This is a genomic window from Rhizobium sp. SRI_017 (genome assembly GCF_057586295.1).
Map to the genome: position 1 here is coordinate 1 of NZ_JBYCZP010000038.1, position 15,503 is coordinate 15,503.

Genomic DNA, 15,503 nt, shown 5'->3' on the forward strand with positions numbered 1-15,503 from the left:
GTGGCCCCAATCGCCCTGTAAAAGGCGCCAGGCCCAGTCAAAATACTGTATCCAAAGCGGACGATTGAGCCCCAGTTGCTCTTTAAGTCGGTCGAGATCGTCCTGCGTCATGCTGGGATCGAGCCCAAACTGTGCCAATGGGCCACCCGGGATCAGGTTCAGGATAACGAAGCCGATGACCGAAACAATCACGAGCAGGATGAGGCTCTGGAATAACCGGTTGAGTAGGAAGCCGCGCATTCGTCTATCCTCATGACAGCGTCAATGGATGGCCGCCGCCGCAAATCGCGGCGGCGGCGGCGTAGGTCAGCTCTTCCAATGCCATCCAGCGGCATGCCAGGATGCGACGCGGGTGTTGGAATTCGCCTTGAAGCCCTCTAGCCCTTCCTTGCGCCCGAACAGGTTGGTGTAGGCAAACAGAGGCAGGAACGGCAGGTCGTGACGGACGATTTCCTGCACACGCAGATAGATGGCGCGGCGTGCTTCCGGGTCGAAAGTACGGGCACCCTTTTCCAGCAGAGCGTCGACCTCCGGGTTTGAGTATTGGCCCGTGTTCGAGCCCTTCCCGCCCTTTGCGGCAATTGCGCTGGTGTGCAGGCGGTTGGTGACGTCGGGGTCGGCCGCAATCACATTGGTTACACCCGAGATGGCTGAGTCGTACTGCGATTTGAGCCAGAAATCGCCCCACATGACTGCGCCGGGCAGGTTCGATATGGTCATCTCGACGCCAATTTCGGCGAAGGACTGTTGCAGGAACTGCTGCACCTGTTCGCGCAGATTGTTGCCGGCCGTCGTTGCGTTGGAGAACGACAACCGAACGCCGTCCTTAGCGCGGATGCCATCCGATCCCGGTACCCAGCCCGCCTCGTCAAGGATCTGACGCGCCCGATCGAGGCTATATTCCTGCGCTGGCAGGTCCGCATTGTAGTAGAAGGAATTCTGCGGCATGAACGTCTCGGTGAGGTTGCCCACGCCATAATAGATCGCGTCGATAATCGCTTTTCTGTCCATGGCGGCGTAAAGCGCCTGGCGCACGGCGGGGTCCTTGAATTGCGGCCGCTCGAGATTGAGATAGATCGACTCGACGGATGCCCCAGGCTCCAATGTCACCACGCGACCCGGCAATTTGCTGGCTTCCTCGTAGTGGTCGGCGGTAATGAATCCTTGGTCGACCAGGTCGATGTCGCCGCTCTTGAACTGGGTGTAGAGCACCGTCATGTCAGGAATGTATTTGAGGACGAGCCGCTCCAAATAGGGGCCCTCCCCGACATAGTCCGTATTCGCGACGAGTTCGATATGATCGCCTGCGGTGCGCTGCACCCATTTGAATGCGCCGGTGCCGACAGGCGACTGATTGAAGGCGGCCTCATTGGGGTCGGCCTCTTTCCCGAGAATGTGCTTCGGCACAATGAAGGTTTCGGCGAGAAACGACAGGTAAGGGGCGAAAACGCTCTCCATCCGCCAGGTGATCTCGGTCGGCGAGACCACCTTGATATCGCGTACCAATGAATGGCCGCCCGTGCGCCACGCGCGGAAGTTGGGGTTGGTGATGAGTTCGAGGGTGAACTTCACATCCTCGGCCGTGAAGGGCTCGCCGTCATGCCAGCGGACGTCGTCACGCAGACGAACGCGCCACTGCAAGCCGTCCTCCGAAATCCCTCCATTCTTCTGGGTCGGCACTTCGGCGGCAAGATTGGGCTGAAGAACGCCCTCGGGGTCCATCCGAAAGAGCGCATCGAACACCGAGAAATGCAGTGCATCGTCGACCTCGGTATGCGCCATCAACGGATTGAAGACGGTAGGTTCTTGCGATAGCCCGACGACGACGCGGCCGGTCGGCGTTGTCGGAAGGTTTGCTGCAAGAGCGGGTTTGCCGAGCAGGTTGGGTGCGACAAAGCACGCAACGCCGCCTGCCGCCATCAAGCGTAGAGCATCGCGTCGCGAATAGGTCGATTTGGTGGTAAGATCCTTAGTCATGACTTCTCTCCCTTGATGGCGATACTCGCCGTGGCTATCAAATATTTGCAGCAATCGGCCGGGTGCTCCTCGGCCGCTCTCCAGGGATCGCCGCCACCAGCTCACGCGTGTAGGCCGATTGCGGGTCCAGGAAGATTTGAGATGGCGGACCGTGTTCAACAATCCGGCCCTTTTGCATCACCGCGATTTCGTCGCAGATCTGGCTGGCGACGCGCAGATCATGGGTGATGAAGATCATCGATACGCCGGTTTCGCGCTGGATCTGGTCGAGAAGTTTCAGGATCTGGGCCTGGATCGACACATCCAGCGCCGACACGGCCTCGTCCGCAATGAGAAGCGTCGGCTTGAACATCAATGCTCGCGCTATTCCGATGCGCTGGCGTTGGCCGCCGGAAAATTCGTGCGGGTAGCGGCCGAAGGCACCTGCATCGAGTCCCACATGGGACAGCAGCGTCTTCGCCTCCTCCCGGGCCTGGGCATAGGGCATCCCGTGGGCAACTGGGCCGACGGTAAGAATCTGCCCAATCGTCGAACGAGGATTCAAGGACGCGAATGGATCCTGGAAGATCATCTGGATCCGCGGTCGCATTGGGCGAAACGCCGCTTCGGAAAGCTTCGCGATATCGTGGCCCTCAAACAGAATCCGTCCGCCGTCGCTGTCCATCAGCTTGATCAGCAGCCGCCCAAGCGATGATTTGCCAGAGCCGCTCTCGCCAACAATGCCAAGAGTGCGCCCATGCGCCAGGTCGAACGATACGTCGTTCACGGCGGTAACAATCCGCTTCTTGCCGAAAAGCACACCGCTGCTTCGATAGGTCTTGACCAGACTTTCGACCTTCATGACCGGCTTGGCGGGAGCCGCGTCTTCATGCACGCGGTCCCTGCCGCTGAGATGGGGGACAGCAGCGACAAGGCGTTGCGTATAGGGATGCCGGGGCGCCTTCAGTATCTGTTCTGCACTGCCATGTTCGACGATATGGCCCTTTTCCATTACAACCACACTGTCGGCGATCTCCGCGACAACGCCGAAATCGTGGGTGATGAACATCACACTCATGCCCTTGCGGCGTTGGATGTCGCGGATCAGTTTCAGAATCTGGGCTTGGGTGGTTACGTCCAGGGCCGTTGTCGGCTCGTCCGCAATGAGGATCTTAGGCTCGAGCGCCAAAGCCATCGCGATCATAACGCGCTGGCGCTGCCCCCCCGACAGTCGGAAGGGGTACTGGTGGTACATCAACTCCGGGTCCGGCAATCCCACTTCAGTCAGCAGTTCATGAGTACGGCTCCGACGCGACGCCGGCGTTCCGACATTATGCGCTGCCATGACTTCGGTGACCTGCTCCCCGACTGTCATCAGCGGGTTTAAGGCCGATAGCGGATCCTGGAAGATCATCGAAACCACACGACCACGCAGATCCCTGAGCTGTTCAGGAGAAGCCCCGACAATGGCCGTGCCTTCGAGATGAATCGTGCCCGCCGACACCGGTATCACCTTCGGCAGTAGGCCCATGATCGTGCTGGCAGTCACCGATTTGCCCGACCCGGACTCGCCGATGATGCACAAGATCTCTCCGCGCTTTAGATTGAATGAGATATTCTCGACAGCGAACGCCCGCTCCATCCCTTTCGGAAGGCTGATAGTCAGGCCGCGCACGGAGAGCGCCACGTCGTTCGCGCCCAAAGTCTGGATGCTGGCGGTCATCGAGTTATCTCCTGTTCATCGCTGACGATGCGGCAGTTGTAACGTCCCTGGGGGGACCGGCGTATGCTCTATTTATCCACGCACTAATACAGACTGCCGAGCTCCTACCGATACATGCAGGATGTTTCCCGATTGAGCGGCGGCTCTGCGTCTCCTCCAGGCGTGAAGCCGTTTGATCGTCACTACATCTTTGTTCGCGGTGTCTTGTAAGAAGATGCCGCTTGGCGTCCTCTGCTGTTGCACGACATGCCACGACCGAATGAGGCCAGTATCGACCTCTCTTGCCGAAGGAGTCACCGAATTACGGTGCCGCAACAGCATGAAATTCCAAAATGGCCGGCGCCTGCAGCATTTCTTGACGCTCTTCGAAGACCATGCAGAGCTAATTATGAAATATTTCAAGCCATTAGCGCACGAGAGCATTTTCACCTCTTCGGCTAGCTCTGTTCTGCGCGCGGCCCACCGGCAGCCTGGAACTTCGCACTGACCAATCGCGAAGTTGCGTTGTCACCGGCGCGATGCTACTTAAAGCGAATGGTGGCACAAGGGTTTGGTCCTGCCCGGCGCACGTATTTCGGAAGAAGATTTCGAACCCTAAGGGCAAATCAGTGAAAGATGCCGGGTCTAACGTGCAATCATGAGCTGATTGACGCTTGGCGATAGCATTGCCGAGGCCGTTGCACTTGTTGAGCGGGCAAAGGAGTTCAAAGTCAAATGGCGAAATCAGTTCGACTCAAGTCATTCGAATTGGTGGCTCGGGACATCAATGAGATCGATGTCGGCTCGCTGCATGCGTTGTCCGTGGCGGTCGGGTGGCCACACCGTCCCAAAGACTGGGATTGGATTCGCCAGTTCGGCCGGGGTATCGCGGTCGTGGACGACATCGGCCGGGTATTCGGAAGCGCCATGTGGTTCCCCTACGGCCAAGACGTTGCGACGATCGGCCTAGTGATAACTACGCCGCGCTCCCAGGCTCAGGGTAATGCGCGTTGGCTCATGGAGCAGGTATTCGAAGAATGCCGCGGAAGAAATCTGTATCTCAATTCCACGCGTGCGGCACACAATCTATATGTCTCGCTGGGTTTTGCAAACGAAGCGACGGTGTCGATGTACCAAGGCTTAGTTGCTTCCTCCCTCCCCGATTTGCCGGCAACGAACGGCGATTTGATCGAGGCGGGGATTGATGCACGCGGGCAGATCATCGAACTTGATACTCAGGCGTTCGGTTGGAAGCGCGAGGAGCTGATCTCAGCGCTAGCCCCGATATCCACCATCCAAACCCTTTGCCGGAATGGGGAGATCGTCGGCTATTCCGTATGTCGGGAGTTCGGTCGCGGCCATGTCATCGGCCCCGTCGTAGCAAGCAATGACGATGATGCACTTCAGCTTATTGCCGTCCATCTACGGAATCTGAAAGGGCAATTCGCGCGTGTCGACACGCGGGAAACAGGACCATTGGTCAACTTTCTTCGCGCGAGTGACCTTCAAGTGGCCGAACGGGTCACGACTATGTCGCGGGGCCGACTCCTTTTGAACCGTAAGGCCGGCGAGCCTTGGGTTTATGGCTTGGCTGGTCACGCGCTCGGTTGAACCGCAGCCCGTCCCATGATGTATGGGTTTGATCGCTTTGGTCGGGCCGTACACACGGCAGGCTGATCGGAGCAACCTCGGGGTCACCTCTTGCGTGGCTCCGATTTCGGCGTACCGACGCTCGAAATGACAGTTCTTGAAGCTACTAAGTATTCCCTACTATCCGCTTCTCGCCAGCTGACATTGAGCCAGAGCGCAATGCTTTACTCGGCTTCCAACATAACGCTCCATAATGCCCCGCTCGCGAACGGCTGCACTTCGGTGGGGCAACAGCTCAACTCAGGAAACGATCCAACTGCGACGCGGCGCCAGCGAAAGGTTGTGCGGGATTCGCCGCAACCGAAGAGACTTCTGCTGAAAGACCAAGCATTCCGGCACATTCTGCCAAACAACTGCAACTATGCTTCGTCCATGCCACAGAGTTCACAGGAGCCAAGGACATGGACCGCTTCAGGCCAAAATACGTAACATTCGACTGCCACGGTACGCTGATCGACTTTCAGATGGCGGGAGCCGCTCGTGACCTGTTCGGTCATCTCCTGGATGGACCGCGCATGGAGGAATTTATCAAGAACTTCCAAGCGTATCGCATCGATGAGGTAATGCAGGATTGGCAGCCCTATGCCGACGTTGTTCACAACGCATTGGAGCGCACGTGCCGCCGCAACAAAGTTGCATTCCGGCCCGAAGACGCTGAAACCATCTACAACCGCGTACCGACCTGGGGACCGCATCCGGATGTACCCGAGGGCCTCGCCAAGCTGGCCAAGGAAATCCCGCTGGTAATTCTTACAAATTCCATGCTGGCCCAGATCCCGTCCAACGTTGCAAAGCTCGGCGCGCCGTTTCATGCCGTCTATACTGCAGAAGAAGCGGGAGCCTACAAGCCGCACCTGAAGGCGTTCGAATATATGTTCGACATGCTGGGATGCGGACCGGAGGACATAACGCATGTTTCGTCGTCTTTCCGTCACGACCTGATGTCCGCCTTTGATCTCGGTATCAAGAGCAAGGTGTGGGTCAATCGTGGCCATGAGCCGGCCAACCCCTATTATGAATACACTGAGATCCGCGATATTTCGCAGCTGCCCGGCGTGTTCGGACTCTGATTTGAACTAAGGCAACAGCGGTGCAAGACTCGAAACCGCGCGGGCCAGTCAGCAAAGCTAGAGTGCCCGCTCTGATCCAGTCAGAACTTGATCAAGGCATCCAACTTCGCAGGACGAAATGCACCATGAATGGCGAGGATCTTCAAATTGGGCGATCATATTGGTCTTGCTGCTGATCAGGAACCAGACGGGCACAACGGCGCCGCGGCTGCGGGCTCACGTCACCTGCCGTATGCTGCAGAATCGACGGAAGCCTATTTTCGTGCCGCAGCCGCGATCCTCTCAGTGCCGCCAGACAAGTCTGAAGCGGACATTTCGACGACACTGCTCAAGCGGCACTACGGACTGGAAGGATCGATCACGGTCTTATCCTCCGAGGTCGAACGCACTGCTGCGGTCTCCCTGGCGGACGGCCGCCAATTGATCCTGAAGACGTCGGCACGACGCGAGGCGATCGACAGCTTCCGTTTCCAAAGCGCCGCCTTGGCGGCGCTACATGGAAGCGTGGGATTTGTTGCACCCACTGTTATCCGCACCAATGGCGGCGCGTTGATGTTTGAGGAAGAGGGTATAAGTGGTTACTTGCAGACCCGAATTGAGGGCGTGTCTCTGCACAAGGAGACACTCACTCCTGATCTCCTCTTTCGTACCGGTAGTGCACTCGGCCGGCTGGACCTCGCCCTTACGCAAGTCAACCTACCCGCAGCCCATCGCCCCATTCTCTGGCATGTCGGATGCTGGCCGCGATTGATGGAATTGGAAGAACACCTACCGTCTGACAGCGTTGCCGAAAGCGTTCGGACCGCGATGACGGAGTACATGAGGTTCGTCGAGCCGGAGATCCCAAACTTGCAGTGGCAGGTCACGCATAACGATCCTAGCCCTTTCAACACAATCGTTACCGGTCAGGCATTGGGTTTCATTGATTTCGGCGATGGCTGCTGGAGTCCAAGAATCCAGGATCTGGTAATCGCGGCAAGCCACGTCGTGGCAGACCCGGCCCTTCCTTTGGGCGGCGCCGAACATCTCATTGCCGGCTATGCCGCGGTCGTCCCACTTTCCGTCTTGGAAGCAAGGCTGTTGGTCGGACTCATTCGCGCACGGCAAAGTGCGCTGATACTGGTCAACTACTGGCGCGCCACCCTTTTTCCCGCCGACGCGCAATATATAAAAAAGAATGTTGCGCGTGCCGAGCGCGGGCTAGCAATCCTGGCGCCTCTTTCTACTGCATCAGGCGAAGCGGCAGTCCTCGCGGCAGTGTCACAGCCGTCGCCGTAACTCTCAGACAGGCAGCAAACATGTCCACAGACCTTATGCCCAATCGCTACAGCCCCGGTGAGTCCGACCTTCCAGCGCGCGAGACCGAACTCATTGCCCGCCGTGGTGCAGTTTTGGGAGCATCTTATCGACTGCAATACCGACGGCCCGTGCATTTCGTTCGCGGCGAAGGCATGTGGCTCTACGATCCGGATGGCGGGGCTTATCTCGACTTCTACAATAACGTTCCCTCTCTCGGTCATTGCCACCCCGAGGTGAACGCCGCAATGGCGGAACAGGCGGCGCGTATCAGCGCCAACACACGTTATCTCGAGCCAAGACTTGTCGACTATGCCGAGCGGCTGGTCGATACGTTCCCAAAAGAGCTCGACCGCGTGGTCTTCACCTGCACGGGCAGTGAATCCAACGATCTTGCCCTTCGGATCGCGCGCCTCGTGAGTGGCGGCGAGGGTGTGATCGTCTCCTCGCATGCGTATCACGGCACGAGCGCGGCCGTGGCGGCGGTGTCGCCGAACTTGGGAGACGCGGTCAAGCTCAGCCCATTTGTGCGCATGGTTTCGCTACCCGGCCCGTCAGGCATACCAGAAACGCAAGCCGCCGACTTTTTCGAGGCTCAGGTTCGTTCAGCGATACAAGATCTGACCCGTCGCGGCATAGGCGTTGCCGCTCTGCTCATCGACAGTATCTTTTCAAGCGACGGCGTATGGGTAGATCCTCCTGGATTCATTGCCGGCGGAGCCGCAGCGGTACGGGACGCGGGCGGCCTCGTCATAGCCGACGAAGTTCAGCCGGGCTTTGGGCGAACTGGCGCTCATATGTGGGGCTTTGAGCGGCATGGGATCGTTCCGGACCTTGTGACGCTGGGCAAGCCAATGGGCAACGGGTTTCCGATTGGCGCAGTCGTTGGTCGCAAAGGGCCGATGGAGCGGTTCGGCGCAACTGCTCGCTATTCAAACACCTTTGCCGGCAATACGGTGGGCATTGCGACGGCGGACGCCGTGTTGACCATCTTGCAACGCGACCAAATCCCTCAACACGCGCTTGCCATGAGCAAGCGTCTCAGTGCCGGGCTGGAGGAGGTAGCAAGGAAGCATGGTGGCATTCGTGCCATCCGCAATGCAGGCCTTTTCTTCGGCATCGACATCGGACCCGCGGAGATGCCGACGCTGGACAGGCGCGCAATGGCTCTGGATCTCGTCAATGCGATGCGGGATGATGGCGTGCTCATCAGCACGACGGGAGCCAATGAAGATACACTTAAAGTGCGCCCGCCGCTCATCTGCCAACCCGGAGACGTCGACCTCTTCCTTGTTGCCATTAGACGCGCCCTGACAGGGCTGAAACCTGATGAGTTGGTGGTTGCGAGCGCCTGACGGCCGGCGTCCGCGCTAACCGACATCGGATCGAGCGGTCGTCGACAAGGTAATGCACGCCCCAGGCACCGTTCAATTTAGGATCAAGCTAAGATCGTCAACTGTCTAATTGCTCCGTTGTCCCTTGTTCGTAACAGGACGTGGAGCGGCTTGAGCACGCCTGGTTGCTAACAAGAATATCGACAGCGGCCTGCTAGCTCGCCCGCAACCGATAAGAGACGGGGCGCGTTAACCGCCCCAATCTGATCGTAGAACCAGCGCCTGAGAGCTGGTTTCAGGCGACATTGAGCGCTTACTCCAAACCAACGGCTGCGGCTAACCCACCGATATCCTTTATCTCGGTGTATTGGTAGAAGGGGTTGGCCGGCTCATGGCCGCGGTTGACCCAGACCTTGCTCTTGATGCCCAGGTCATAGGCGGTCATCAGGTCATAGCGGAAGGATGAGGACACATGGGTAATGTCTTCGGGCCCGCAGCCGAGCTTGTCGAGCATGTATTCGAAACCCTTCATTAAAGGCTTGTATGCCCCGACTTCCTCTGCCGTGATTACCATATGGATGGGCGCGCCAAGCTTTTCGACATTCGACATGATTAGGTCGTTCATGGAGTTCGACAGGATGACCAGCGGAATTTCCTTGGCCACCTTGGACAGACCTGCCGGGACGTCAGGGTGCGGACCCCACGTTGGTACTTCGTCATAGATCCGCTGCGCATCCTCCGGTTTGAACGGGATATCGATGCGTTTGCAGCTGCGTTCGATGGAATTATGCACCACTTCGAGGAGAGGTTTCCATGGCCCTAATACCTCGTCGAGGCGATAGCCTCTAAAAGCCTCCACCAAGTCCGCCATCGCCTCTGGCGAGAGACGCTCGCCGTAGACGCGCCGCGCAGCGCCGGCCATATCGAAATTGGTGAGTGTGCCGTAGCAGTCGAAGGTGACGAACTTCGGTCGAAATTGGGTCATGACGTGTATTCCTTCCAAATTTCACGACACAGTGTGCCGATACAAGGTTATCGGGGCATGCTGCCTGCCTAAGAAAGAGCTGCGGCCCGTACTCCCGATGGGTCAGCGACGCAGGTACTTTCGCGAGTCCGTATTGATCAGTCTCTTTTCCTTGCCCGTTTGGGATCGAGCTCATCAACCAAGCCGAGCACTCAACCTCGCCTACTGGATTCCGGTGAGCGGGGATACAAAACCACAACTTCGAGCCTGTGGCAATAGGTTGTCCAACAATTTGTGAGCTTGTCGTTCGAGGCGCTACTGCGCTTGCTGGGTGCGCAGCCGTTCCACCAACAACTGATCGCCCATTCAAAGCATTGAATAACATGGATAATATCTCAAATTGAGAACGCGTTACTTGACTGGAGAAATCGCGCTTTGGGGCGATACATTCTCGCGATTCAAAATAATTGTTGTACAAAAATCTGGATATGAGATATCAACGTCATCGAACTGCCCATTCTGGAGGCAGGACCGGCGAATGAGTTGAAGATGGATCAAAAGCATCAAAGTGGGCCAGCCCGCGCCGCTGAACTCTCCGAAGTGTGCCATCCTGTGGGCAGCGAGGAAGCTGAAGAAATCGCTGAACGGTTTTATGGCGTACGTGGCTCGCCCACTCGCTTCGAAACCGAGAAAGACGATACATTCCTCCTCAATTGCGCAGGTCAGGGGAAATTCGTCTTAAAGATCGCTCATCCTTCTGAGAGAATGCAGGAGCTCGATTTTCAGGTCGCGCTGATGCGCCATGTCGAGCAGCGGGCCCCTGACCTACCCACCCCACGGGTACATCGCGCCATCGACGGAACGGATTTGCCTGTCGTCACGACCAATGCGGGCGAGCGGCGTGTCGTGCGGCTTATCACCTTCCTGCCCGGTACTCCGCTCGACCGGACGTGTTCAACACCCCCGCAGCGCGAACGGATCGGCGAAACCCTGGCAAAGCTGCGTCATTCCATGGCCGATTTCTCGCATCCCGCAGACGACCGGGCGCTGGCATGGGACGTCACCCATCTGCTCGATCTTTCCGATCTGTTGAGCTTCATCCCAGAGGGGGGCAAGCGCGCTTGGACCGTCCGAGCGCTCGAGCGGTTTGCCGAGATCAAGCCAAGACTCGACCTATGCCGCCGGCAAGTGCTTCACAATGACTTCAATACGTCGAACCTGGTCGTTGATGATGCTAGCCCGCAGTTCCTGACCGGCGTGATCGACTTCGGAGATGCGGTCCGAACGGCGATCGCCGTCGACGTCTCCACGGCGCTGATGAATCAGATGCCAAAGAACTTCGACCATGTGAACCGGCGCGACCTGTTCGACGAACCGCGCGACATACTGCGCGGATATCTCCGCCACGCCGAACTGACCGACGAGGAGCTCCGGCTCATCCCCTTCCTGTCGATGGGGCGCCTTGCGGTCCGTGCGCTATTGACGTGCTGGCGCGCTGAAATCTTCCCCGACAATAGCCGCTATATCCTGCGCAATACAGAGGCCGGCTGGGCCCACTTGGAGTGGTTCCACTCGATTTCGACCGTCCAGATCTCCGATCTTCTGACACGATAGGAACTGTCATGCTCAAGCAAACGACTACCCTGCCCAAAGGCTTTCGTGGCGACATGCCGAATGGCTTCAACCCTCAGGACACGTCTCATCTCACAAGTGAAGATCTGGAGCATGTCGCCAGGCGGCAAAGGCTGCTCGGGCCCGCTTATCGGCTCTTCTACAAGTCGCCGGTGGAGATCTCGCGCGCCAAGGGCGTCTTCCTCTATGACAAGCACGGCAACGAATACCTCGACGCCTATAACAACGTGGTGTCATTGGGTCACTCTCATCCGCGTGTCGTCGAGGCGATCCAAAAGCAACTCGAGACACTCTGTACACACACGCGCTATATGCAGGAGCCTCTGCTGGACTACTCTGAGGCCCTGATCGACACATTCGGTGGAGAGCTCGGCCGGACCGGATGCGCGATGTTCACATGCACGGGCTCGGAAGCCAACGATCTCGCATTGCGTATTGCGCGTTACCACACAGGCAAGACCGGCGTCATCGTCACAGCCGAAGCGTATCACGGCAACAGCGGCGCGGTCGCTGCAATTTCGCCGTCGCTCGGCAAGAAATCGGCCCTTGATCCCTATCTTCGCACGGTCGCCGCGCCAGATTCCTATCGCCTGCCCGTCGTGGAAACTGGTCGGCGGATGGTGGAGGATGTCGCGCGGCAGATCGCCGACATGGAGCGGCATGGCGGTGGCCTCGCAGCCTTCATCGCCGACTCCGTCTTCTCTTCCGACGGTCTTTATGTCGATCCGACGGACATATTGGCGCCGGTGGCGGAGGTAGTGCGCAAGGCGGGCGGCCTTTTCATCGCCGACGAGGTGCAATCGGGATTCGGACGGACCGGCACCCATCTCTGGGGTTACCAACGTCACAAGGTCGAACCAGACATCGTCACCATGGGCAAGCCTATGGGCAACGGCTATCCCGTTGCCGGCGTAGTCCTGCGGCCCGAACTCGTCGCCGAATTCGGATCCAGCATGCGCTATTTCAACACGTTTGGCGGTAACTCCGTCGCCATTGCCGCCGCACAGGCGGTGCTCGACACGATCCTCGAAGAGGGTCTGATGGACAATGCCGCCAAGGTCGGCGGCGAAATCCTTCACGGCCTCCGTGACCTCCAGAAGAAATATGAGTTCGTCGGCGATGTTCGCGGGACCGGTCTCTATTTCGCCGTCGAACTCGTTAAGGATCGGGACCGGAAAACGCCAGACATGGACCGTGCGCTCGCAGCCGTCAACGCCTTGCGCGACCGGCGCATCCTCATTTCCGCGACAGGAGCGGACGCGCATATCCTAAAGATCAGACCTCCGCTCATCTTCACATCCGCCAACGCGACGCGTCTGCTCGAAGGCGTCGACGACGCACTTCGGTCGGTGGCGGTCTAGGACTCGCCACGAAGCGGCCGGGAGCCACTCGACATCTCGCTTGCCCTACGCCGCCGCATGTGGCGTAGGTATGATGCAAACAAAAACCCGACCGAAGCCAGAGCCAAACCGCCGCTGCAAGCCATGAACCAAGCAAAAGATCTTCAGACGAATGCAGAGTCCTTGCCCGTTAGCGCGGTGGAAATCCTGACCGAGGCTTTGCGACGGCGCATCTTGTCCGGAGATTTCCGACCAGGCGAGTTCCTCCGCGACGTGAAGATGTGCGAGGAGCATTCGACCTCACGTCACACATTCCGTACAGCGGCCCAGGTGCTCGTCACGCAGGGCCTGCTGCGTCAGATACCGAACCGAGGTTTTCTTGTGCCTGAGTTTGGGCCTGACGACATTGTCGATATTACCCGCGTGCGGGGCGCAATCGAGGGCGAGGCCATCCGTCTGATCGTGCTGACCGGGATCATCCCTTCTCAGGCGTTGGAAGCAGTCGAGCTTATGCATAGGTCGACCCTATCCTCCGACAGGTCCTTGCTGGTGGCTGCGGACCGTGACTTCCACCGGGCGATCATTGCCGCGAGCGGCAGCGCTCGCCTCAAGCGAACCTATTCGGGCCTCGAGGGCGAGATCGAGCTTCTTCTCGTACAACGGCAGGATTTCTACGCCACTGCGGAAGAAATGGCGGAAGAACACGAAAGGCTCATTAACAGCTTGAGGAGCCGCCACTATGATACCGCGCGAGAGGCGTTTGACGAGCACTGGGAAGATCTCCGGATCAAATTACTCGATAAACGCTGACCAGCGAATTCCTCCAAGAAAATTAATCCCATATCACTGTATTAAGATTCGCCCTGGCTCAAGCGGGTGCCGGCGGCTACATCATTTCCGGACGTCTGATCGCAGAACCGTCGAGAAACCGGCTGAGCCTGTAGGGTGAGATGTCCGTCATCGGAGTTTCGTTCAAGACGATATCGCTCACCAGCCGCCCGGCCCCAGGTCCGATGGCAAAGCCGTGTCCGCTGAAGCCCGCGGCAATCACGTAACCAGGCAATTGCTCGACTCTTGAGATAACGGGAACGAGATCCGGAGAGGTATCGATGAGCCCTCCCCACGCGCGCTCGACCCCAATTCCCTTGAGCGCCGGGTATTCACGTTGAAGGTTCTTGATAGCCAGCTTGACCAGTTCCCCGTCCGGCGCCGGATCGAGAATGCGGATCTTTTCAAACGGCGAGATTTCGTCGTTCTCCCAGCTACCGAACGCATCGGGACCGTTCCAGAAGCTGCTATTGAGGCGGTATTTGAGCTTCTTGCCGATTTTGCTGCGGTACATCTGATAGAACTTCAACGCGTACCGCAGTCCCCGCGGCGTGATGTCGAGCGTACCATGTCCGGGCACGGCGACTGTGTAAGAACCATCGGTCCGACGCCGCAACACAAAGTTCGAAGCAGAGAGGCATCCTGCTTGAATGATTTCAGGTGCGGGGGTCGTCTTGATCGCCGTGCCAGCGATGTTTGCGACTGGGAGTTCAATGCCATAGCGATGAGAAAAGCGAGAAGCCCATGCCCCACCGGCGCAGACAACGGTGCTGGCTTTTACAAGCCCCCGTTCTGTCCAAACTCCCGCTACCCGACCGTTGGCGATGTCCAGACCACGAACGGCACAGTTCTGATGAAGTGATACACCCTTTTCCTTCGCTGCCTCGGCGATTGCAGGTACGGCAAGGCTGGGCTCCGCTCTCCCATCGGTCGGAGACCAAACGCCGCCGACCCAGGAGGACGTCCCACCCGAGGCCCTCGCTTTGGCCTCGGAAGCACTGAGTATTTGGCTGTGAAATCCCTGAACGCGCGCAGCCTGGCCCCACTTTTCCCACCGGGCGACATCCGCCTCGTTCTTGGTGCAGTAAAGTATCCCGCTCCGCCGGAACCCGAGATCCCGGCCGATCTCCGTGCCTAGCTCTTCCCAGCGCCGCACACTGTACATGGCAAGGGCCAGTTCGTAGATGTCTCGGTTCTGCTGGCGGACCCATCCCCAGTTGCGGCTTGACTGCTCTCCGCCGACGATGCCCTTTTCGAGCAGAGCGACGGAGACTCCTTTGCGGGACATTTCATAGGCCGAGCAGGTGCCGACGATCCCTGCCCCGATGACGACGACATCCACCTGGGTCGGGAAGGAGGCGCTGTCAGCTACTTTCTGAACGTCAACCGGCATAGTCTTTATTCCTCTGGCATCATGCATGAATTCTCCCCGTCCCCGACAGGAGCGCTGGATCCCAAAAATGCAATTCATCGCGAGCAGCGATGCTCCTGCCCTCTAGAGGGTGGTCACGTCGAAATCTGTCCACCACTTCAGGCGGCGGCTACCATCCCAGGTGTCTATTTGCTCAGCTGTGGTCGCCCCGCACATCAAGCGCGTCACGGAGGCCGTCGCCGATGAAGTTGAAGCTGGTGACCGCGATGGTGATGGCGGCGCCCGGGATGATTGCCAGCCACGGCGCGCTGTCGAGATACTGCTGGGCGCCATTCAACATATTGCCCCAGCTGGGCAAG

At 58.4% G+C, this 15,503-nt stretch carries 11 protein-coding genes and 2 pseudogenes; 7 read left to right on the forward strand and 6 right to left on the reverse strand.

The annotated features are described in order from the left end of the window. The 3 genes and pseudogenes from AC2YI2_RS34400 to AC2YI2_RS34410 all read right to left on the reverse strand — a co-directional run. A pseudogene (locus AC2YI2_RS34400) lies at positions 1–240 on the reverse strand (diguanylate cyclase); the annotation flags it as partial. A gap of 66 nt (positions 241–306) precedes the next feature. Beyond that, on the reverse strand, positions 307–1,977 hold the full coding sequence (locus AC2YI2_RS34405; protein ID WP_487391023.1) for a peptide ABC transporter substrate-binding protein: 1,671 nt from the start codon (positions 1,975–1,977) through the stop codon (positions 307–309). 37 nt (positions 1,978–2,014) lie between these two features. Continuing rightward, the gene (locus AC2YI2_RS34410; RefSeq protein WP_487391024.1) at positions 2,015–3,679 is read right to left on the reverse strand and encodes an ABC transporter ATP-binding protein; all 1,665 of its coding nucleotides are present in this window, start codon (positions 3,677–3,679) and stop codon (positions 2,015–2,017) included. A 714-nt stretch (positions 3,680–4,393) separates the two neighbouring features. Here AC2YI2_RS34410 and AC2YI2_RS34415 point away from each other — a divergent pair. The 4 genes from AC2YI2_RS34415 to AC2YI2_RS34430 all read left to right on the forward strand — a co-directional run bounded on the left by AC2YI2_RS34415 (position 4,394) and on the right by AC2YI2_RS34430 (position 9,029). Further along, positions 4,394–5,269: a GNAT family N-acetyltransferase gene (locus tag AC2YI2_RS34415; RefSeq protein ID WP_487391025.1), complete on the forward strand. Its 876-nt coding sequence runs from the start codon at positions 4,394–4,396 to the stop codon at positions 5,267–5,269. A 440-nt stretch (positions 5,270–5,709) separates the two neighbouring features. Next, positions 5,710–6,378: a haloacid dehalogenase type II gene (locus tag AC2YI2_RS34420; RefSeq protein WP_487391026.1), complete on the forward strand. Its 669-nt coding sequence runs from the start codon at positions 5,710–5,712 to the stop codon at positions 6,376–6,378. A 129-nt stretch (positions 6,379–6,507) separates the two neighbouring features. Then, on the forward strand, positions 6,508–7,656 hold the full coding sequence (locus AC2YI2_RS34425; RefSeq protein WP_487391027.1) for a phosphotransferase enzyme family protein: 1,149 nt from the start codon (positions 6,508–6,510) through the stop codon (positions 7,654–7,656). A 20-nt stretch (positions 7,657–7,676) separates the two neighbouring features. Continuing rightward, positions 7,677–9,029: an aspartate aminotransferase family protein gene (locus tag AC2YI2_RS34430; protein WP_487391028.1), complete on the forward strand. Its 1,353-nt coding sequence runs from the start codon at positions 7,677–7,679 to the stop codon at positions 9,027–9,029. A 292-nt stretch (positions 9,030–9,321) separates the two neighbouring features. Here AC2YI2_RS34430 and AC2YI2_RS34435 read toward each other — a convergent pair whose 3' ends face one another. Next, entirely contained in the window at positions 9,322–9,993 is a 672-nt protein-coding gene (locus AC2YI2_RS34435) for a haloacid dehalogenase type II (RefSeq protein WP_487391029.1), read from the reverse strand. Positions 9,994–10,584: 591 nt separating this feature from the next. Between AC2YI2_RS34435 and AC2YI2_RS34440 the strand changes: the two genes are divergently transcribed. From AC2YI2_RS34440 to AC2YI2_RS34450, 3 genes are all read left to right on the forward strand, one after another. Beyond that, the gene (locus AC2YI2_RS34440; protein ID WP_487391032.1) at positions 10,585–11,586 is read left to right on the forward strand and encodes a phosphotransferase; all 1,002 of its coding nucleotides are present in this window, start codon (positions 10,585–10,587) and stop codon (positions 11,584–11,586) included. A gap of 8 nt (positions 11,587–11,594) precedes the next feature. Further along, the gene (locus AC2YI2_RS34445; protein WP_487391030.1) at positions 11,595–12,965 is read left to right on the forward strand and encodes an aspartate aminotransferase family protein; all 1,371 of its coding nucleotides are present in this window, start codon (positions 11,595–11,597) and stop codon (positions 12,963–12,965) included. Between the two features lie 123 nt (positions 12,966–13,088). Continuing rightward, entirely contained in the window at positions 13,089–13,754 is a 666-nt protein-coding gene (locus AC2YI2_RS34450; protein ID WP_487391031.1) for a GntR family transcriptional regulator, read from the forward strand. A gap of 76 nt (positions 13,755–13,830) precedes the next feature. On the opposite strand, the gene AC2YI2_RS34455 is transcribed toward AC2YI2_RS34450, so the two are convergent. Further along, positions 13,831–15,165 (reverse strand): NAD(P)/FAD-dependent oxidoreductase, encoded by a 1,335-nt coding sequence (locus AC2YI2_RS34455; protein ID WP_487391033.1) that lies wholly within the window; start codon positions 15,163–15,165, stop codon positions 13,831–13,833. A gap of 172 nt (positions 15,166–15,337) precedes the next feature. After that, positions 15,338–15,503 (reverse strand): annotated as a pseudogene (locus AC2YI2_RS34460) (peptide ABC transporter permease); the annotation flags it as partial.